Genomic DNA, 19,198 nt, shown 5'->3' with positions numbered 1-19,198 from the left:
TCCAAAATTCAACTAATGTTGGGGCGGTGCGCGCCGCGCCCGGGCCCGGCGCGTGTTCCTAGGCCGACCCGCGCTTCACCAGTTCCGTCGGGAGGATCACCGTGGCCGGGTCCTCACCGCCGACCTGGGCCAGCAGGACCCGCACCATCTCGGAGCTGATGCGGTCCCACGGCTGACGGATCGTGGTCAGGCCGGGACTGGTGGAGACCGCGGCCTGGGAGTCGTCGAAGCCGCCGACCGCCACGTCCTCCGGTACCCGCCGCCCCGCGCGGTGCAGCGCCGTCAGCACGCCCTGCGCCATCAGGTCCGAGGCGACGAACACGGCGTCCATGTCGGGCGCCCCGGCCAGCAGCCTCTCCGCGCCCGCCTCTCCGCTGGCCCTGCTGTAGTCGCCGGAGACGATGAGCCGCTCGTCGCTCCCGACACCGGCCTCGGCGAGCACCTCCTTGTACCCGGCGAGGCGCTCCACGCCGCCCGGGGTGTCCAGCGGGCCGGTCACCATGCCCACCCTGCGCCGGCCGAGCGACAGCAGATGGCGCACCATGTCCCGGGCGCCGTCCCGGTCGTCCGCGGCCACGTGGCTCACCTTGGAACCCGGCCCGATCGGCTTGCCGCACGCGACCAGCGGGACGCCCGCGGCCCGCAGCTCCTCGGCCACCGGATCGCCCGAGTGGCTGGAGACCAGCAGCACCCCGTCGACATGCCCGGCGGTGATGTACCGCACTATGCGCCGCCGTTCGGCCTGCGTACCGGCGATCATCAGCAGCAGCGGAATGTCGTGCGCGGCCAGTGCCTGCGTGCAGCCACGCAGCAGGACGTTGAAGTTGGGATCCTCGAAGAACCGCTCCTGGGGCTCCGTCAGCAGGAAGCCCACCGAGTCGGAGCGGCCGGTGATCAGCGAGCGGGCGTGCCGGTTCACCACGTATCCCGTCCTGCGGATCGCGGCGTTGACCGCTTCCGCCGCGGACGGGCTGACGTAGTGGCCGCCGTTGAGCACGCGCGAGACGGTGCCGCGCGAGACACCGGCCTCGCGCGCCACGTCGTGGATCGTCGGCGGCCTGCGCCTGCCCCCCGTGTTGCTCATGGTCATGACTTTACGGCTCCGGAGAGCAGGTCCAGGCTCCAGAACCTCTGGACGACCAGGAAGAGCGCGACCAGCGGGAACACCGCGAGGAACGCGCCGGTGATCACCAGGGTGTACAACGCCGGAGCGTTGGCGCCCTGCTCGAGGAGCGTGTGCAGACCGAGCGTGATCGGGAACTTCTCGTCGTCGCTGAGCATGATGTACGGCAGCAGGAAGTTGTTCCAGATCGCGACGAACTGGAACAGGAACACCGTCACCAGTCCGGGCAGCATCATCGGCAGCGCGACCCGGGTGAAGATGCGCCACTCGCCGGCCCCGTCCATCCGCCCGGCCTCCACCACGTCGGACGGCACCGACGCCGCGGCGTAGATCCGCGCGAGGCAGACGCCGTACGGGGAGAGGATCTGCGGCAGCAGCACGGACAGGTAGGAGTCCGTGAGGTCCGCCTGGGCGAGCAGCAGGTACTGCGGGACGGCGAGGATCACCGGCGGCATCAGCACACCCGTGAGCAGCACGTTGAACAGCGTCTCGCGGCCCCGGAAGCGGTAGACCCCCAGCGCGTAGCCGCTGACCGCCGACACGCACGTCGACAGCAGGGCGCCGAGGCCGGCGTACAGGGCGGAGTTGCCCATCCACGTCCAGTAGACGCCGTCACGGTAGGCGTTCAGGTCGGAGAGGTTCCCGGTGAAGCCGGTGCCGGGCCAGAACGTGAACGTGGAAACAGCTCACTGCCGGACTTGGTGGACGCGACGACCACCCAGGCGACCGGCAGCAGGCAGTACAGCGCGCCGAGGAGCAGCGTCAGGGTGGGGATCAGGGCGGTCCGGCGGGGCCCTGCCGGAGCCCGGCCGGTGCCCGGGGCGGTGCCGGCCACGCCACGGGCTCGGCCTTGTTCAGGGCCACGGAACTCATCGGGCCGCCTCCTGCTTGTTGCGTCGGTTCGCGGCCCGCAGGAAGCCGAAGGAGAGCACCAGGGTGGCGAGCGCGATGAGGGCGGCCTGAGCGGCGGCCGAGTGGATGTCGCCGTTGCCGAAGGCGTCCTGGTACACCTTCATCAGCGGACTCCAGGTGGTGGAGACGGAGTTGGTGAGCGGCTTCAGCGTGGTCGGTTCGTTGAACACCTGGAGCGTCGCGATGATCGAGAAGAAGAAGGTGAGCACCAGCGACGGCGCGACCATCGGAATCTTGATCCTCAGCGCGATCTGCAGAGGGGTGGCGCCGTCCAGCTTCGCCGCCTCGTGCACCTCGAGCGGGATGGCCCGCTGCGCGGTGTAGATGACGATCATGTTGAAGCCGGTGCCGCCCCACACCGCGATGGTTCGACAGGGCGAGGAACAGCGGACCGCCGTCCAGCAGGTCCGGTTGCGGCAGGCCGAACGTGTCGAGCACGAAGTGGAACGGGCTCACGTCGGGCAGGTGGAGAAAGCCCCACAGCAGCGCCGCGATCACGCCCGGGACGGCGTACGGCAGGAAGATCGCGAGCCGGGTGAAGGGCGCGAGCCGCACCCGCTCGGAGTCCAGCATCAGCGCGAACACCAGGGCGAGCCCCAGCATCACCGGCACCACGATGCAGCCGTAGCCGAGCACACGCAGCGTGCCGTCCAGCAGCTCGCTGTCGGAGAGGGCGGCGGTGTAGTTCTCCAGGCCGGCCCAGACCTCCTTGCGGGCACCCGAGCCCAGGCCGAGCCCGGACACCTGCACCTTGCGGAAGCTGGGCCAGACCGCGTACCCGATGGGCAGCGCGAAGAAGAGCAGGAAGAGAACCGTCGCGGGGATCAGGAAGAGGAAGGGGGGCGCTGCGGGTGCGCCTGAGTGCAGAGGTGCGGGACGGGGAGGCGTGCGGGGCCCCTCCGGCCCCGTACGCCTTCCCACGTGCCGGGGGTGTCACGGAGCGACCTCGAAGCCCTGCTTCTTCAGGTCGGCGACCGTGTCCTGCTGCATGCTGTCCACGGCGGCGACGAAGTCGGACCTGTTCTTCGCGGCGGCACCGAAGGCGTCCCTGAACGTCGTGTACGCCACGTTGACGTTCGGGCCCCAGGCCGACGGCGCGGTGGTCTGCGCGATCCCGGCGGCCTTCTCGTAGAAGTCCGGCTGGTTGGAGAAGTACTCCGGCGGGGTGGTGAAGGCGCCGCTGAGCTGGGCCGAGGTGGAGGCGGGGTAGATGCCGCTCTCCTTCGCCAGCGCGTTCAGCGCCTCGCCGTCGGTGTTCAGCCAGGCGGCGAACTTCGCGGCGGCCTCCTTGTTCCTGGAGTCCGTGGTGACGCCGGTGGAGGAACCGCCCCAGCTGCCGGTGCGGTTCTCCCCGTCGCTCCACTGGGGGAGCGGGGCCATGGCCCACTTGCCCTTGGTGTCGGGCGCGGCCGTGCTCAGCGTTCCCGGCGCCCACACGGCACTGACCCACGCGATCTGCTTGCCGGTGTTGAGCGCCTTGTTCCAGGCCGGGGTGTACATCGGCTGGTTGTCGATGGCCCCCTCCTTGACCAGGCCGCCCCAGAACTCGGCGACCTTCTTGGTCGCGTCGTCGGAGATGCCGACCTTCCACCTGGTGCCGGACATGGTCCACCACTGCGCGCCGGCCTGCTGGGCGAGCCCCGCGAACAGCCCCGAGTCGTTGGCGGAGAACGTGGTCAGGTCCGTCTGCGGTGACTCCTTCTTGAGCTTGCGCGCGGTGTCCGCGAACTCGTCCCAGGTCGTCGGCACCGTCAGGCCGTACTCCTTGAACAGGTCCTCGCGGTAGTAGAACATCATCGGCCCGATGTCCTGCGGAACCGCGTACACCGCGTCGGTGCCGAGCGTGGTCTGCTGCCAGACACCGTCCGCGAACTTGCTCTTCGCGTCGCCCACGTCCTTCGAGACGTCGGCGAGCGCGTCATTGCTGACCAGCGTGGGCAGCGCCTGGTACTCCGCCTGCACCAGGTCCGGGGCCTTGCCCGCCTTGTGCGCGGTGAGGATCTTGGTGACCAGCGTGTCGCCGGACGCCTGCTTCTTCACCGTGACCTTGATCTGTTCCTTCTTGCCGGGGCCCTCGTTCCACAGGTCCACGACCTTGTCCATGCCGGGGGCCCAGGCCCAGTACGTCAGTGAGACCGGGCCCGACCGGGCCCCCGCTGTCGTCGTCGGACGACGAGCCGCACGCGGCCAGTGTGGTGGCGCCGAGCGTGACCGCTATGGCGGAACTCACGAGGCGACGGTGCTTCGTGTATCGCATGGAACTCTCCCCTGACCTGGGCCCCCGCCTCCCGCGAAGACCTGCTGCCCAGCTGCGCGCGGCTCGTACCGTGGCTCGCGCTGCTCTGTGAGCGTTCACAGTAGAGAAACATCCCGGACACTTGTCAATGGTTGTTGCTGTGCGGTTGTGTTGGCTTCGTTTCGCTCAAAGTGTGTGTGCACGTTCCCAGCAGTTCGACATATCGGGAGACAATCCATGCCGGAGACCACCCCCACGGGCCTCACCGGGCTCGCCTTCGGTGGGGACTACAACCCCGAGCAATGGCCGGAAAGCGTCTGGACCGAGGACGTCCGGCTGATGCGTGAGGCCGGCGTCACCATGGTGAGCGTCGGCATCTTCTCCTGGGCCCTGCTGGAACCCGAACCCGGCGTCCACGACTTCGGCTGGCTCGACCGGGTCCTGGACCTGCTGCACGAGAACGGCATCCGCGTCGACCTCGGCACGCCCACCGTGGTGCCGCCCGTCTGGTTCTACCGCGCCCACCCGGACGCGCTGCCGGTCACCGCGGACGGGGTGCGCCACGAGTTCGGCTCCCGCGGCGCCATCTGCCACAGCAACGCCGCCTACCGTGCCGCCGCCGCGGACATCACCACCCGGCTCGCCGAGCGCTACGGCGACCATCCCGCGCTCGCGATGTGGCACGTCCACAACGAGTACGGCGTCCCCGTCTCCGCCTGCTACTGCGACGGCTGCGCCGCCCACTTCCGCCGCTGGCTCGCCCGTACCCACGGCACCGTCGACGCCGTCAACGAGGCCTGGGGCACCGCCTTCTGGGGCCAGCGCTACGCCGACTTCGAGCAGATCAACCCGCCGCGGGCCACCCCGACGGTCGGCAACCCCGGCCAGGCACTGGACTACCGGCGGTTCGCCGACGCCACCGTGCGGGAGAACTTCACCGCCGAGCGGGACATCCTGCACCGCCTCGCGCCCGGCATCCCGGTCACCACCAACTTCATGACGGCCCTCAGCCAGTGCGACTCCATGGACTACTGGGCCTGGGGCCGCGAGGTCGACCTCGTCACCAACGACCACTACCTGATCACCGACGGCCGCCGCACCCACGTGAACCTGGCGATGTCCGCCGACCTCACCCGCTCCGTCGCGGGCGGCGCCCCCTGGCTGCTGCTCGAACACTCCACCTCGGGCGTCAACTGGCAGCCCCGCAACCCTGCCAAGGCACCCGGCCAGATGGCCCGCAACTCCCTCGCCCACGTGGCCCGCGGCTCCGAGGGAGCCATGTTCTTCCAGTGGCGCCAGTCCCGGCGCGGCGCCGAGAAGTTCCACTCGGCGATGCTCCCGCACGGCGGCACCGGCACCCGCGTATGGCGCGAGGTCGTCGAACTCGGTGCACACGTCGACGCGCTGGCACCCCTGCGCGGCACCCGCACCGAGGCCGACGTCGCCGTGCTGTGGGACTGGCACTCCTGGTGGGCGCAGAACCTCGACTGGCACCCCAGCGAGGACCACGACGCCCGCGAACGGGCCGACTCCTTCTACGAAGCGCTCTACGACCGCCACCTCACCGTCGACTTCGCGCACCCGGAGGCCGACCTGTCGGGGTACCCCCTGGTCGTCGTCCCCGCCCTGTACCTGATGACCGAGGCGGCCGGCCGCAACCTCAAGGAGTACGTCGAGAACGGCGGTACCCTCGTCGTCTCGTACTTCTCCGGCATCGTCGACGAACACGACGCCGTGCACGACGGCGCCTACCCCGGCCCCCTGCGGGACGTCCTCGGCCTGACCGTCGAGGAGTTCTCGCCGCTCCCGGCCGGCGGCCGGGTGCGCCTGACCGGCCCCGACGGCTCCGAACTCGACGCCGACGTGTGGTCCGAGTTCGTGGTGCCGCGCGGCGCCGAGACCGTCTGGACCTACGCCGACGGCCTCACCGCCGGCCGCCCCGCCGTCACCCGGCACCGCCTCGGCGAGGGCAGCGCCTGGTACGTCTCCACCCGCCTGGGCGCCGAAGGACTGGACACCGTGCTCGGCCGGGCCGTCGAGGAGACCGGGATCACCCCGCGCGCCGACCTGCCCCGCGATGTCGAAGTGGTGCGCCGCACCGGGCAGTCCGGCACCTTCCTGTTCGTGATCAACCACACCGCCGGCGACACCGAGGTGCCGCTGGACACCCCCGGCACCGAGCTGCTGACGGGTGAACGCGCCGCGGACCGCCTGGCGGTCCCGGCCGGAGCCGTCCGGGTCGTCCGACTCGACGGCTGAGCCGCGACTCCCCTCCGCCCGCGTGAGCAGCACACGCCGCGGGGCGGAGGGAGGCCCCCGCCCCGCCGCGGGCGGGGGCAGCTCCTCTCCCCACGTCGAAGGGACGACGAACACCCATGTTCCATCCCAGACGCACGCGCGCACACACCCGCACAGCCGTCCTCAGGGCCCTGCTGCTGCCGCTCGCCGTGGGGCTCTCCCTCACCGCACTGCCCGCCCAGACCGCGACCGCGGCGAGCACCCTCACCAACGGCGGCTTCGAAGCCGGCGGTTCGGGCGCCGCCACCCCGGCCGGCTGGTCGGAGCACGGCTCCACCGCCGCCTCGTACTCCGAGTCCGGCGGACGCGGCGGCGGCCACCGCCTCTCCCACTGGTCGTCCTCGGCCTACCAGGTGGAGACGTACCAGTACCTGTCCGGTCTGACCAACGGCGACTACAAGCTGACCGCCTGGGTCCGTTCCGGCGGCGGCCAGAACGCCGCCCACCTCGCCCTCAAGAACTGCGGCGGCCCCGAACAACGCACCGACCTGCCGGTGTCCGCGAGCGACTGGATACGGATCGTCGTACCCGTCAGAGTGACGAACAACCAGTGCACGATCAGCGTCAGCAGCGATGCCGACGCGGGCAACTGGATCAACGTCGACGACCTGACCTTCGCCCCGGGCACCTCCGGCCTGGCGGTCAAGGGCGCCGACATCTCCTCCCTGCCCAAGAGCGAGGCCATGGGCGGCGTCTACCGGACCGCCTCCGGCCGTGCCGGTGACGGCGTCGCCATCCTGCGGTCGGCCGGCATGAACTACGCCCGCCTCAAGGACTGGGTGAACCCGGCCGACGGCTACAACAACAAGGCACGCGTCCTCGCCATGGCCCAGCGGGTCAAGGCCCAGGGCATGAAGCTGCTGGTCGACCTCCACTACTCGGACACCTGGGCCGATCCCGGCAAGCAGAACAAGCCCGCCGCCTGGGCGGGTCACTCCTACGGCCGGTTGAGGACGGACGTGTACCAGCACACGTACGACGTCCTCAGCGCCCTCAAGGCACAGGGCACCACCGCCGACATGGTCCAGGTCGGCAACGAGATCAACGGCGGCATGCTCTGGAACGAGGGCTCCACCGGCAACTGGACGCAGCTCGCCGGCCTGCTCAACTCCGGCTACGACGCGGTCAAGGCGGTCGCCCCGTCCACCACCGTCGCGCTGCACCTGGCCGAGGGCGGCGACCTCGACGGCACCCGCTGGTGGTTCGACAACGCGGTGTCCCGGGGCGTGAGGTTCGACGCCATCGGGCTGTCGTACTACGGCTACTGGCACGGCACGCTGCACGACGTCCAGACCACACTGGACGATGCCGCCTCCCGCTACGGCAAGCCGGTCTTCCTCGCCGAGACGGCCTACCCGTTCCGTCTCGACAGCGAGGACGGGCTGGAGAACATCATCGACCTCACCGGGGAACTCGTCCCCGGCTACCCGGCCACCACGGCGGGCCAGACCCGGTGGATGAACGACGTGGCGAGCATCGTGGAGGCCGTCCCGAACGGGCGCGGCCTCGGGATCTTCTACTGGGAGGCCACCTGGACCGCCCGCACCGGCAACGGCTGGGACCCGGCCGACCCGGCCTCCGGCAACGGCTGGGAGAACCAGGCGCTGTTCGGCTACGACGACCGGGCGCTGCCCGCGATGTCGTGGTTCGGTCACCGGTGAGCGTGTGAGTTCCTGACGTACACCGGGGCCCGGCCGCACACATGACGGGACGTGTGCGGCCGGGCCCCGCGCTGGTGCGCCGTTGCGCCCGTGCGTTCTTCAACCGCCCCTTTCCGGGGCGTGCCGGTTGTTGGGGCGACGTGCCGGAGCGCCTGACACGGAGGCGTCGGCCGCGGGACGGTGCAGGCGCCCGGAGAGGACGCCGGGGCGGAGACGGACAACACGACCAGGACTCCCGACGACGGGACACGGCTGCACATCCCGGCCCGGCCGAGGGAACCCGGCCGCGCCGGACACGGCGCCACCGCGGAGGCCGTCGCCGGCCGGTCCGGCACGACCCACCCGGTCGCCCTCACCCACCTGCGGCTGCTCACGGCCGTCGGCCCGCTGCGCACCGGCGGCGCCGGACATCCGTACCACCGGTGCGGCCAGGTGCGGATCGCCGGGGTCGCGCGGACGCCCGAAAAGGGTCGGTGACGCACACCGCCGACGGCATACACCTCCGTGGGCTCCCGCGGCCGCGGGCGTTAAACTGGCCCTCGGCCGCGAGCACGTCTCGCGGCGCGGCGGTGGGACCCGCCGTACCCGAACCGCGGCGCCGCCGCCAACGGTCCCTACTTGTTGCAGACGCGCGCCCGCACGTCCGGGCCGCTCGACGAGTAGGAGACGTACGCCCGTGACACCCCCGCCGCCGCCCGTCCAGGCCCACCGTGCACGCCCCGTCCTGCGCGTGCACGCTCCCGTCGTCGCCGTGGTGGCAGCCGGCGGGGGAGCGGGCGCCGCCGCCCGCCACGCCGCCTCCCTGTGGTGGCCGACACCGGCGGACGGCTTCCCGTGGACGACCCTGTGGGTCAACATCACCGGCTGCGCCGTGATCGGCGTCTTCATGGCGGTCATCACCGCAACCCGCGCCGCCCACCCCCTCGTCCGCCCGTTCTTCGGCACCGGTGTCCTCGGAGGTTTCACCACCTTCTCCACCTATGCCGTCGACGGCCGGAACCTCTTCGCCGACGGCAACGGGGGCCTCGCCCTCGTCCACCTCGTCGTCACCCCGCTCGCGGCGCTGGCCGCCGTGTGGGCGGCCGCGTCCGCGGCCCGCCGCGTTCTGAAGAGGAGGCAGTCATGACACGGCTGACCGGCAGCGCCCTGCGCCTGACCGTGTTCATCGGCGAGAACGACACCTGGCACCACCGGCCCCTCTACTCGGAGATCGTCCACCGTGCCCACGCGGCAGGACTGGCGGGAGCCAGCGTCTTTCGCGGCATCGAGGGCTTCGGCGCCTCCTCGCTCGTCCACACCTCCCGGCTGCTGTCCCTGAGCGAGGACCTGCCGGTGGCGGTCGTGGTCGTCGACACCGAGGAGCGGGTACGCGCCTTCCTGCCGGAGCCGGACGCGCTCGTCGCCGAAGGCCTGGTGACCCTCGAGGCCTGCGAGGTCGTCCGGTACCCGGACGGTGACCGTGGTGCCCCCGCATCAGGGCCGGGAGATGAGGGCCCGTGACCTGGCTGCTGGTCGTACTGGGTGCCACGGTCGGGGCGCCGCTGCGTTATCTCACCGACCGCGCGGTGCAGTCCCGGCACGACTCGGTCTTCCCCTGGGGGACCTTCACGGTGAACGTCGTCGGCTGCCTGATACTCGGCCTGCTCACCGGCGCGGTGGCCGCGGGCGCCGCGGGCCCGCAACTCCAGCTGCTGCTGGGAACCGGTCTGTGCGGTGCCCTGACCACGTACTCCACCTTCTCCTACGAGACGCTCCGCCTCACCGAGGCGGGGGCCGCCCGTTATGCCGCCGTGAACGTCGTGGCGAGCATCGCGGCCGGCCTGGGCGCGGCGTTCGCGGGCGCGGCCCTGGCCGACGCGCTGTGGGCGTAGGGGGCCGCCCGTCCCTGCCCGCCCTCCGGCCGGGAAGCGTGCTGCCGGTCCGTCAGCGGCCCTCGCGCAGTGGTTGCCCCGCCCATGCCGGGGTCGGCCCGGTCGTGCTCACCGCGTTCGCCGGCGAACCGCTGCTCGGCGGCTGCGGCGGCCTGCCGGTCGGTGGCCCTGGCCCGCTGGCCCGGTACCGGCGTCGGAGCCGCTGCCCCGGACCGCCGCACGGCGCCGGCGGCCTCCCGGAGCGCCGAGCGGTGTGAGGAGGCGTGGCGCGGGGCGCTCGGCGTGGTGGTGTGCGGTGGGCGACCTGCGTCGAGGCCGGTCAGTCCGCCACCGCCGGACCCCACCTGAGCCGCAGGAACAGGCCCGTGCCCACCGCGCCCAGCAGTGCCGTGCCCGACACGGTCCACACCACCGTCCGCTCGGGCCCGGCGTCCCGCGCCGCCGGAACCGTGGTGAGGGCCGGGGCGGCCGCGGGCTGCGCCGGGGACCCCGGCAGCGACGCGCCCCGCAGAGCGTCCAGCGACCCCACCGCATCGACCCGGCCCGACGCCTCGAACCCCCAGTCCAGCAGCGTGCGGGCCTCCTCGTACACGGCGTGCGCACCGCCCCGCCGGGGGTTCAGCACCGTCACCACGAGGCTGCGTCCGTCCCGGCGGGCCGCCGCCACGAGGGTGTGGCCGGCGCCGCTGGTGTAGCCGTTCTTGATCCCGACGATCCCCGGGTACCGTTCCACCCCGTCCGAGCCGGTGAGCAGCCGGTTGGTGTTGCGGATCGCGTACGACCCGTCGTCGCGGCCCGGGAAGACGGCCTCCTCGCGGGAGCAGTACCGGACGAAGTCGGGGTTCTGCAGTCCTGCCCGGCCGAACACCGCCAGGTCGAACGCCGACGACACCTGGCCCGGGGCGTCGTAGCCGTCGGGCGACTTCACCCGCGTGTCGTGGGCACCGAGGGCGTGGGCCTTGTCCTGCATCCGCTCGGCGGTGACCTTCCAGCCGCCGTTGAGCGAGGCCAGCACGCGCACGGCGTCGTTGCCGGAGCTGAGGAAGACCCCGTTCCAGAGGTCGGAGATCCGGTAGGTGAGGTTCTCGGCGACTCCGACACGGCTGCTGCCGGGGCCGATGCCCGTCAGTTCCTCCTCGCTGACGGTGTGCCGGATGCCGACGGGCAGGACGGGCAGCAGGGTGAGCGCGAACAGGGTCTTGATGGTGCTGGCGGGCGGCAGCCTGCGGTGCGCGTCGTGCGCGGCGAGCACCGCACCGGAGCCGGCGTCGGCCACCAGCCACGACCGGGCGGACAGCGCCGGGACGACGGGCGCCCCGGCGCGCGGGCGGACCTGGGTGCCGGACCGGTACAGCAGCGCATCCGGCGCCGCCGCGGACGCGGCTCGCGTTCCCGTGGCCGTCCGTGCTCCGGAGCCGGGCGACGGCGCGGGGTCCGTGCGCGTACCGGCACTCGCCGCGGCGGGGGCGAGCGTCAGCAGGCCCGCTGTGCAGAGGGCACAGGTGGATGCGGCCGCTCGCGAAGCAAATCCGATAGTCATACCGCAAACGTAGGAAGGGGACCCCGGGCGGCCGCGGTGACCGGGCCGGAGGTTCTCCGCAAGCACTCGGATGCCGCACGAAGGCGGCGACGGCGGCGACGACGACGGTCCGCGGCCCGGAGGCCCGGGCGGCCGGGTGCCGGGAACCGCCGGCTGCCCGGGGCGTCAGCCGCCGGGCAGGGTGGGCTGGACGCGCCGGAGGAAGGCCGCGTTGTCGGGGACCTCGCGCATCCGCTCCAGCAGCGTCTCCAGGCCCGACTGCCCGTCCTGGGACCGCAGCACCCTGCGCAGACCGCGGGCGGCCGTCAACTCCGCCGGTGTGAGGAGCAGTTCCTCGTGGCGGATCCCGGCCGGTCCCGGGGCTGGGCTGATCCGATGTTCAGCCCAGAAGGCCCCCGCCTGAGTGAACTCGCCGTCCAGGCGCTGTCGTCCGTGGAACGTGGATACGACCTCCTCGCGCCGAAATTCGACCACACCCCCTTCCGCACGCCCGCCCCGGTGCTCGACGCCACCGCCGAGGCACTGCGGAGGCTGGGGCCGTTCGACTCCGGGCTCGATCTGTGCTGCGGCACCGGGGCGGGCATGGACGTGCTGGCGCGGGTGTGCCGCCGGCGTGTCACCGGCGTCGGCTTCAGCGCGGGCATGCTCGGCGTCGCGCGCGAGCGGAGCCGGCCCGGGGGGCCGACGACCGGATGGGTACGGGCGGACGCGCGGACGCTGCCGTTCGGGCCGGTCTTCGACCTGGTGGTGAGTTTCGGGGCGTTCGGCCATTTCCTGCCGGTTGAGCTGCCGGGGCTGTTCGCCCAGGTCCACCGTGTACTGCGGCCGGGCGGACGGTTCGCCTTCCCGGTGGCCGCCCCGCCCCGGCCGGGTTCCCTCGCGTACGGGGTGCTGCTGGGCTTCGACGTGGCGATGCGGGTGCGTAACGCGGTGTGGCGCCCGCCGTTCGTCATGTACTACCGCGCCCTCCGCTTCGGTGATCTCCAGCGCGAGCTGGGCCGGGCCGGGTTCCGGGCCGAGCTCCACCCGCTGCCCGAGTTCGGGCAGCGGCCGGACGGCAGCCCGCGCGTCCGCCTGGTCGTCGCCGAGCGGCCCGAGGAGCGGCGGGCCGGCCAGTAGGGCCTGTCCGGCGGATCCCGGCGGAGACGCGGGGTTCCGGCACGCACTCCTCCAAGCTCTTCGAGCAGGGGCGTCCCAGCGCGTCGACGCCCTCCTCCGCCTTGCAGTCGCACGCACCGGACCCCGCTCACCCCAGTGGAACAGGCACCGCCGGTTGCCTCCGACTTGATCCGCCGGGCAGGCCCTCGTCGTCCGCCGTGCCGGTCAGACCGCTGCGGGCAGGGTGAACTCGTAGACGAGTGAGTCCTGTTGGGCGTCCACGATCAGCTCCGTGATCTCCAGCGGCCGGGCGTACTGGTCGTGCACCCGCGGGGTGACCCGTACGGACGGTGTGCCCGCGATCCTGGTGATCGTGTCGCGGTGGTGCAGCGTCAGCCCGGCCCTGCGCAGCCAGTCGTAGGCGCGCCGCAACTCCGCGGCGGTGGCGCCGTCGGCGCGGTCGAGGCAGCGGGCCAGCTCCTCGACCTCCGAGAGCGCGACGGCGAGAACGAGCTCACCGCCGTACGCAGTTCGCGCCCGTCGGCCGACGCGGACCAGTAGCGGTGCACCAGCGTCGGCCGGGAGGGTGCCAGAGCCAGCGCCTCGGCGTGCCCGGGCGGCGGAGCCTCCCAGGACACGGTGGCCCGTGCCGTCGCGCCCCGGCCGGCGTACCGCGCGCCGACCGGGCAGGTGAGCGAGGCGGGCGTCTCCACCGGCGGCCCCTGCAGGGTGGCATGGCTGCCCCGCCGGTCGGTGGCGACCAGACCGTCGCGGCGCAGCACCTCCAGCGCCTGCCGTACGGTCTCCCGGCTCACCCCGAAGTGCTCGGCCAACTGCCGCTCGCCCGGGAGACGTTCGCCGGGCGGAATGGCTCCGTCGCGCAGCTCGCCGAGCAGCTCCGTCGCGATCCGCCGGTAGAGCGGTTCGTCACCGAAGTGCGGAGGGCCGTGTGGAACGGTGTGCGGTGTGGTGGGTGGCGAGGGTTGTGGAGGATCGTGCGGGGTGGTGCGGGCCATGCCGCGCCTCCTGTTGGTGACGTCCCGTGATGGTGTGGGTTCGTTGCGCCACCACATCTGCCATTGGTCTAAACCGCCAGGGAAGGGTGGTCCGGGAGTTCGGCCGAAACAGGACCGGGGCGACGTCCCCGCACGGTGTCGTGCGGGGGGGCGTGCGTGCGGTGCGGCGGCGGCCGAGTCCATTCTCCGGGAGTCGGACCAATCGCGGGAGCCCGCCGCGCCCGTCCTGTCCGAAAGTCCGCGGTTCGGCGCCTCAGAGGTGCGAGCGCATCCACCGGAGCTGGGCCGCCTCCTGGAAGGGGCCGCCGCCCTCGTGGTCGTTGAAGTCGTACACCTCGATCGACTTGTCGGTGTGACTCCAGGCGTTGAACGCCGCGAAGACCGTCGAAGGCGGGCAGGTCTGGTCCTCGAGCCCCGTCGAGAAGAGCGCGGGTGCCGAGCCGCGGGCGGCGAAGTGCACGCCGTCGAAGTAGGACAGGGTGCGCAGGGCGTCGTCGGTGCGGCCCCGGTGCGTCCTCAGGTAGAGGCCTACCTCCCGGTACGGATGCCGGTCGGTGAGCGTCGTCGCCCGCGGGAAGTCGCACAGGAACGGCACGTCCGGGGCCACCGCCGTCAGGTCCGGGACCAACCCGCCCACCGCGAGGGTGATGCCGCCTCCCTGGCTCGAGCCGAGAACCGCAGTACGTGCCGCATCGGTCAGGGGGTGGGAGCGGGCCGCCTCCACCGCGCGTACCGCGTCCGTGAACACCCGGCGGTAGTAGTAGTTCTCGGGCGCGTCGATGCCGCGCGTCATGAACCCGGGATACGCGGGCGCGCCGCCCTCCGGGTCCGCCGTGCCACCGCCACCGCCCCAGGCGCTGCCCTGGCCGCGGGTGTCCATCACGAAGTGCGCCCGGCCCGTCGAGGCCCACAGCAGATGCTCGTGGGGCAGGCCGCGGCCGCCGCCGTAACCGATGAACTGCACGACCAGCGGCAGCGGCGCATCGGCCTCGGCCGGCAGCGTCAGCCAGCCCTTGACCGGGTGCCCCCCGAACCCGGCGAACGTCACGTCGAGGACCCGCACCGTGGACAGGCCCGTGTCCACCGGCTCGAAGCGGGCGTCCAGGTCGTGCTCGCGAGCCTCCGTGAGCGTCCTGGTCCAGAACGCGTCGAAGTCGTCCGGCGCCGTGGACGCGCTCCGGTACGCGTGCAGTTCGTCGAGGGGAAGGTCGAACAGGGGCATGAGGAACCGCCTTTGTGCCGGGACCGTATGAAGCGATCACACCGTACGTGGGCCGTCGTAGCGCCCGCCAGACCCTTCGCCGGACTCGGTTCATGTATACACAAGAACAGAGAGGCGCAGGTAAAGGGCGTGGAAAGCGTTTGCTGCCGACGGGTGCGGAACGGCAACCGGGCCCGGCCTGCCCCGGCTCCGCCCCTCCCGGCGCGGGTCAGCCGAAGCGCTCGATACGGATCCGGTCCACGGGCTGTCCGGCCGCGACGAGCAGCCTGGAGGCATGCTCGGCAAAGGAGTTGGAACCGCACACATAGGCCTCCCACCCACCCGGAGGTGCTTCGGCCAGGAGCGGCGCCACATGTGCGGCCGCCATACGTCCCACGGCCACGTCCTGTGGCGCGCTGCGGGTGAACACCGGCAGGGTCTCCGCGCCGAACTCACCCCCGTAGATCAGCTCCTCGGGGCTGCGTGCCGACACCAGCAGTCGCAGGGGCAGCGACAGGCCCCGGGCCCTGTGGTGCCGCACCATCGACATCAGCGGGACGACGCCCGAGCCGGCACCCACCAGGAGTGCGGGCCGGTCGCCCGGCCAGGCGAAGAAGCCACTCAGCGGACCACGCACCTCGACCCGGTCGCCGGGCCGGGCCACCGAGTGGAACCAGCCCGACACCTCGCCGCCCGCCACATGGTCCAGGGTCAGCTCGACGTGCCCGGAGTCGTCCGGCGCGGACGCGATCGAGTAGTGGCGCTGGGCCACATAGCCGTCCTCGGCGGTCAGCCGCAGCAGCAGATGCTGACCGGGCACATGCCCCGGCCATCCTGGCACGGCGAAGCGGAAGGTCGCGGCGCGCGGGGTCTCGCGACGGATGCCGGTCAGGGTCGCAGTCCGCCACACCGAGGCCGTCTGCTCGCTCACCCCGATGCGCCCGGGCACGGCGAACCGTGTCGGAGGGGCGAACGGCGCCGGTGAGGCCTCCGCCCTCCGGCTCCGTGCCCCCTGCGGCTGCGCCGCACACCCCGCCACCGCAGTCCCTTCGGCCGCCTCAGCCACTTCAACCACTCCAGCCATCTCAGTCACCGGAGTACCGCTGTTCCTCCCAGGGATTGCCGCGCGCATGGTAGCCGTTGCCCTCCCAGAACCCCGGCTCGTCGTGGTCGAGGAGCCGCAGACCCGCGATCCACTTGACGCTCTTCCAGAAGTACAGATGCGGCACGATCAGCCGGGCCGGGCCGCCGTGCTCCGGTGCGAGTGGCCGGCCGTCGTACTCCCAGGCGATCCAGGCCCGCCCGCCGGTCAGGTCCGCGAGCGGCAGGTTCGCCGTGTAGCCGGTGTGCGAGTAGGCGACCACATGTGTGGCGGCCCCATGGGGCCGGGCCACCTCCCAGAAGGCGTCCAGGGAGACGCCCCCGAAACGCACCCCGAACTTCGACCAGCTCGTCACACAGTGGATCGCGCCCTCGTACGCCGAGGCCGGCAGGGCGTGGGCCTGCTCCCAGTTCCAGGTGCGGGGCTCCGCCACCAGCCCGTCGATCCGCAGCGCCCAGTCGGCGGGCGCGAGGTCGGGAGTGACCTCGGCGGACAGGACGGGCCATTCGTCGCCCGCGTCGTACTGACCGGGCGGCAGGCCGGGATTGTGCACGCGGGGGCGGCCGGTGAAGCCGCGGGTGATGTTCACGTGATCGGCGATTCCGTTGCGAGTGGTGCTCAGGTGGTTTTGGACTCAACCGTAAGGGGTGTCCGGGAACACCGGCACACGCCGGTCCTGTCCGCCCCCGCCCTCTTGCGGACCGCCCGCCCCGCGGCCTCGCCGACCACAGGAGATGTGCCGGACGGCCGGTGATGCCGTCGGGTACTGTTGCGGTCCGGCTGCGGATGGTCCCAGTCGTCGACGGCCAGGGGGTGAGACCCATTACCGCTCTGTCAGGTCGGGTGCTCTCACCACGAAGTGACGCGGATCGCTCCCAGTAGGTGACCGCGGGAGCATCCTTCGGCTCTCGAAAGGCTCCTGCCGCCATGCCGTCCCGTTCTTCCCGCTCCTCGTGGGCTTCCTCCCCCGTCTTTTCCACCCCCGTCGCTCCGTCCGCGCCCGCCGCACCGGGCTCCGTCGTGGCCGCGCTGCGCGCCGCGGGCTGTGTCTTCGCCGAGGCCGAGGCCGAACTGATCCTCGCCGCCGCGTCCACCCCGGCCCACGCGACCGGGATGGTCGAGCGCAGGGTCCGCGGACTGCCCCTCGAACTCGTCGTCGGCTGGGCCGAGTTCAGCGGCCTGCGGATCACCGTGGCCCCCGGGGTCTTCGTCCCCCGGCGCCGCACCGAGTTCCTCGTGGCGCAGGCCCTCGCGCAGGCACCCGACGCGTCCGTCGTCGTGGACCTGTGCTGCGGTTCGGGTGCCGTCGGCGTCGCCCTGGCCGACGGACTCGGCACGGTCGAGCTGCACGCCGCCGACATCGACCCGGCAGCCGTGCGCTGCGCCCGCCGCAATGTCGCGGACCTCGGCGGCCTGGTGCACGCCGGAGACCTGTTCGACGCGCTGCCCGGCACGGTGCGCGGCAGGGTCGACATCCTCGCGGCGAATGTGCCCTACGTACCCAGCGACGAGATCGGCCTGCTGCCCCCGGAGGCCCGCGACCACGAGCCGCGCGTCGCGCTCGACGGCGGTGCGGACGGGCTCGACGTTCTGCGCCGGGTGGCCGCCGGGGCCCCCGGGTGGCTGGCACCAGGCGGCTGCCTCCTGGTGGAGACCGGCCGCCGCCAGGCCCCCGCTGCCGTCGCCGCCTTCACCGGTGCCGGACTGCGGACCCGTCTGGCCGTCTCGGAGGAGGAGTACGCCCATGTCGTGATCGGAGTCAGACCGTAGCTCCGCCCGACGCGGCGGAACGGCGGGGGGAGGCCGGACCGCCGGGCAGGGTGGCACGGGCGATGAGCAGGGCCACGTCGTCGAAGTTGTCGGGCTCGTGCAGGGTGCGCAGCAGCAGGTCGCACATCTCCTCGAGGGAGTGGTCGGGCCGGCCGCGCAGCAGCGTGAGCAGGCGGTCGAGGCGCTCGTCCAGCGGGTGGTGCCGGGTCTCGACCAGACCGTCGGTGTAGAGCACCAGCCGGTCGCCGGGCTCGAGTTCCACGACAGTGGTGGAGAACTCGACGCCGCCCACCCCCAGCGGCACCCCGGTCGGCAGGTCGAGCAGTTCCGGGATGCCGCCGGCCCGGACCCGCACCGGCGGCAGATGCCCGGCGTTGGCGATCAGGCACTGCCGCTCACGGGGGTCGTGGACCACGTAGACGCAGGTGGCGATGGCGTCCTCGAGATCGCCGGTGATCCGGTCGAGATGCTCCAGGAGCACCGCGGGATCGAGACCGAGTGAGGCCAGCGTGTGCGTCGCCGTGCGCAGCCGCCCCATGGTGGCCGCCGCCGGGATGCCGCTGCCCATCACGTCCCCCACGACGAGGGCCGTCCTGCCGCCGTCCAGCGGGATCACGTCGAACCAGTCGCCGCCCACCTCGCTGGTGGCCCCCGCCGGCTGGTAGCGGGAAGCGACCTCGAGCCCGCCCGTCACGGGCGGGTGGCTCGGCAGCAGGCTGCGCTGCAGGGTGAGCGCGGCGTCGCGGGCGCTCTGGTACCAGCGGGCGTTGTCGATCTGCACCGCCGCGCGGGCGGCCAGCTCCCGGGCCAGCAGCAGATCGTCCTCGCCGAACGGCAGCGGGTTGCCGGCGCGCTTGAGGTCGAGCGCGCCCAGCACCTCGCCGTGCGCGATCAGCGGCACGGCCAGATACGAGTGCACACCCGCCCGGCCCAGCAGTTCGGCCGCCCGGGGAGAACGGGCTATACGGGTCAGGTCCTCGTCCTTGACCTGCGGCACCAGCACGGGCAGGGCGGTTCGTACGCACTCGGTGACGAACCGGTCCGGGGCGTAGCGGGCCACCTCGCCCGGCCGGGCGGCCGCTTGCAGGGCGTCCCTCGAGCCGGCTCCCGTGCCCTCGACCGCCAGTGCCCGGATCACCGCCGACTCGGCCGGACCGAGGGTGCTGCGGCGGCCCAGGACCACCGTGTCCAGCAGGTCCACGGCGGCCACGTCGGCCAGCTCCGGTACGGCCACCTCGGCCAGCTCACGCGCCGTGCGCTCCAGGTCGAGCGTGGTGCCGATCCGCGCCGAGGCGTCGGCGACGACGGCGAGCCGGCGCCGGGCCCGCTCGGCCTCGAGGCCCGCCCGGTGCTGCTCGGTGACGTCCACC

At 72.5% G+C, this 19,198-nt stretch carries 15 protein-coding genes and 4 pseudogenes; 8 read left to right on the top strand and 11 right to left on the bottom strand.

The window, feature by feature from the left end; genetic code table 11:
• Positions 1-58 precede the first annotated feature (58 nt).
• The 4 genes and pseudogenes from TU30_RS24545 to TU30_RS24530 all read right to left on the bottom strand — a co-directional run bounded on the left by TU30_RS24545 (position 59) and on the right by TU30_RS24530 (position 4,292).
• Positions 59-1,090 carry a LacI family DNA-binding transcriptional regulator gene (locus TU30_RS24545; protein WP_042173688.1) on the bottom strand — a complete coding sequence of 344 codons (1,032 nt, stop codon included), beginning with the start codon at positions 1,088-1,090 and terminating at the stop codon, positions 59-61.
• Positions 1,087-1,958, bottom strand: a pseudogene (locus tag TU30_RS24540) (carbohydrate ABC transporter permease). The gene TU30_RS24545 and the pseudogene TU30_RS24540 overlap by 4 nt, the downstream one beginning before the upstream one ends.
• 34 nt (positions 1,959-1,992) lie before the next feature.
• Positions 1,993-2,972 (bottom strand): annotated as a pseudogene (locus tag TU30_RS24535) (carbohydrate ABC transporter permease).
• Positions 2,969-4,292, bottom strand: a pseudogene (locus tag TU30_RS24530) (ABC transporter substrate-binding protein). Before TU30_RS24530 ends, TU30_RS24535 begins: the two co-directional pseudogenes overlap by 4 nt.
• A gap of 216 nt (positions 4,293-4,508) precedes the next feature.
• Here TU30_RS24530 and TU30_RS24525 point away from each other — a divergent pair.
• The 6 genes from TU30_RS24525 to crcB all read left to right on the top strand — a co-directional run bounded on the left by TU30_RS24525 (position 4,509) and on the right by crcB (position 10,101).
• Entirely contained in the window at positions 4,509-6,530 is a 2,022-nt protein-coding gene (locus TU30_RS24525; protein WP_042173685.1) for a beta-galactosidase, read from the top strand.
• Positions 6,531-6,646: 116 nt separating this feature from the next.
• The gene (locus TU30_RS24520; protein ID WP_042173683.1) at positions 6,647-8,230 is read left to right on the top strand and encodes an arabinogalactan endo-1,4-beta-galactosidase; all 1,584 of its coding nucleotides are present in this window, start codon (positions 6,647-6,649) and stop codon (positions 8,228-8,230) included.
• A gap of 180 nt (positions 8,231-8,410) precedes the next feature.
• A complete protein-coding gene (locus TU30_RS24515; RefSeq protein WP_042173680.1) occupies positions 8,411-8,707 on the top strand; it encodes a hypothetical protein in 297 nt (98 codons plus the stop codon).
• A gap of 199 nt (positions 8,708-8,906) precedes the next feature.
• The gene (locus TU30_RS24510) at positions 8,907-9,356 is read left to right on the top strand and encodes a CrcB family protein (protein WP_042173677.1); all 450 of its coding nucleotides are present in this window, start codon (positions 8,907-8,909) and stop codon (positions 9,354-9,356) included.
• The gene (locus TU30_RS24505; RefSeq protein WP_042173675.1) at positions 9,353-9,730 is read left to right on the top strand and encodes a DUF190 domain-containing protein; all 378 of its coding nucleotides are present in this window, start codon (positions 9,353-9,355) and stop codon (positions 9,728-9,730) included. The genes TU30_RS24510 and TU30_RS24505 overlap by 4 nt, the downstream gene beginning before the upstream one ends.
• Entirely contained in the window at positions 9,727-10,101 is a 375-nt protein-coding gene (crcB, locus tag TU30_RS24500) for a fluoride efflux transporter CrcB (protein WP_042173673.1), read from the top strand. Before TU30_RS24505 ends, crcB begins: the two co-directional genes overlap by 4 nt.
• Before the next feature lie 319 nt (positions 10,102-10,420).
• Here crcB and TU30_RS24495 read toward each other — a convergent pair whose 3' ends face one another.
• Positions 10,421-11,641: a D-alanyl-D-alanine carboxypeptidase family protein gene (locus TU30_RS24495; RefSeq protein WP_042173671.1), complete on the bottom strand. Its 1,221-nt coding sequence runs from the start codon at positions 11,639-11,641 to the stop codon at positions 10,421-10,423.
• A 165-nt stretch (positions 11,642-11,806) separates the two neighbouring features.
• Complete coding sequence (locus TU30_RS34545; protein WP_370626706.1) at positions 11,807-11,950, bottom strand: hypothetical protein; 144 nt, start codon at positions 11,948-11,950, stop codon at positions 11,807-11,809.
• A gap of 66 nt (positions 11,951-12,016) precedes the next feature.
• On the opposite strand from TU30_RS34545, the gene TU30_RS24490 reads away from it, so the two are divergent.
• Complete coding sequence (locus TU30_RS24490; protein ID WP_042173847.1) at positions 12,017-12,760, top strand: class I SAM-dependent methyltransferase; 744 nt, start codon at positions 12,017-12,019, stop codon at positions 12,758-12,760.
• Positions 12,761-12,964: 204 nt separating this feature from the next.
• On the opposite strand, the pseudogene TU30_RS24485 reads toward TU30_RS24490, so the two are convergent.
• From TU30_RS24485 to TU30_RS24470, 4 genes and pseudogenes are all read right to left on the bottom strand, one after another.
• Positions 12,965-13,755 (bottom strand): annotated as a pseudogene (locus TU30_RS24485) (GntR family transcriptional regulator).
• Between the two features lie 253 nt (positions 13,756-14,008).
• Positions 14,009-14,977 carry an acetylxylan esterase gene (locus TU30_RS24480; RefSeq protein ID WP_042173669.1) on the bottom strand — a complete coding sequence of 323 codons (969 nt, stop codon included), beginning with the start codon at positions 14,975-14,977 and terminating at the stop codon, positions 14,009-14,011.
• A gap of 208 nt (positions 14,978-15,185) precedes the next feature.
• The gene (locus TU30_RS24475) at positions 15,186-15,905 is read right to left on the bottom strand and encodes a ferredoxin reductase (protein ID WP_042173666.1); all 720 of its coding nucleotides are present in this window, start codon (positions 15,903-15,905) and stop codon (positions 15,186-15,188) included.
• Between the two features lie 136 nt (positions 15,906-16,041).
• Positions 16,042-16,647 (bottom strand): sulfite oxidase-like oxidoreductase, encoded by a 606-nt coding sequence (locus tag TU30_RS24470; RefSeq protein WP_042173664.1) that lies wholly within the window; start codon positions 16,645-16,647, stop codon positions 16,042-16,044.
• Between the two features lie 431 nt (positions 16,648-17,078).
• Here TU30_RS24470 and TU30_RS24465 point away from each other — a divergent pair, with 431 nt between their 5' ends.
• Positions 17,079-17,828 (top strand): putative protein N(5)-glutamine methyltransferase, encoded by a 750-nt coding sequence (locus TU30_RS24465; protein ID WP_042173845.1) that lies wholly within the window; start codon positions 17,079-17,081, stop codon positions 17,826-17,828.
• Here the strand turns inward: TU30_RS24465 and TU30_RS24460 are convergent.
• A partial coding sequence (locus tag TU30_RS24460; RefSeq protein ID WP_042173663.1) for a PP2C family protein-serine/threonine phosphatase occupies positions 17,818-19,198 on the bottom strand: 1,381 nt, incomplete at its 5' end. The two genes, TU30_RS24465 and TU30_RS24460, sit on opposite strands and share 11 nt — an antisense overlap.

Source organism: Streptomyces sp. NBRC 110035 (genome assembly GCF_000829695.1).
Lineage (GTDB): Bacteria > Actinomycetota > Actinomycetes > Streptomycetales > Streptomycetaceae > Streptomyces.
Note: the sequence above shows the minus strand (reverse complement) of the source record. Positions and strands in the feature narration are given on the sequence as shown.

Coding starts and splice junctions, on each gene's coding strand:
- TU30_RS24545 (WP_042173688.1), bottom strand. CDS start 1,090: ATGACCATGAGCAACACGGGGGGCAGGCGCAGGCCGCCGACGATCCAC.
- TU30_RS24525 (WP_042173685.1), top strand. CDS start 4,509: ATGCCGGAGACCACCCCCACGGGCCTCACCGGGCTCGCCTTCGGTGGG.
- TU30_RS24520 (WP_042173683.1), top strand. CDS start 6,647: ATGTTCCATCCCAGACGCACGCGCGCACACACCCGCACAGCCGTCCTC.
- TU30_RS24505 (WP_042173675.1), top strand. CDS start 9,353: ATGACACGGCTGACCGGCAGCGCCCTGCGCCTGACCGTGTTCATCGGC.
- TU30_RS24495 (WP_042173671.1), bottom strand. CDS start 11,641: ATGACTATCGGATTTGCTTCGCGAGCGGCCGCATCCACCTGTGCCCTC.
- TU30_RS24490 (WP_042173847.1), top strand. CDS start 12,017: ATGTTCAGCCCAGAAGGCCCCCGCCTGAGTGAACTCGCCGTCCAGGCG.
- TU30_RS24480 (WP_042173669.1), bottom strand. CDS start 14,977: ATGCCCCTGTTCGACCTTCCCCTCGACGAACTGCACGCGTACCGGAGC.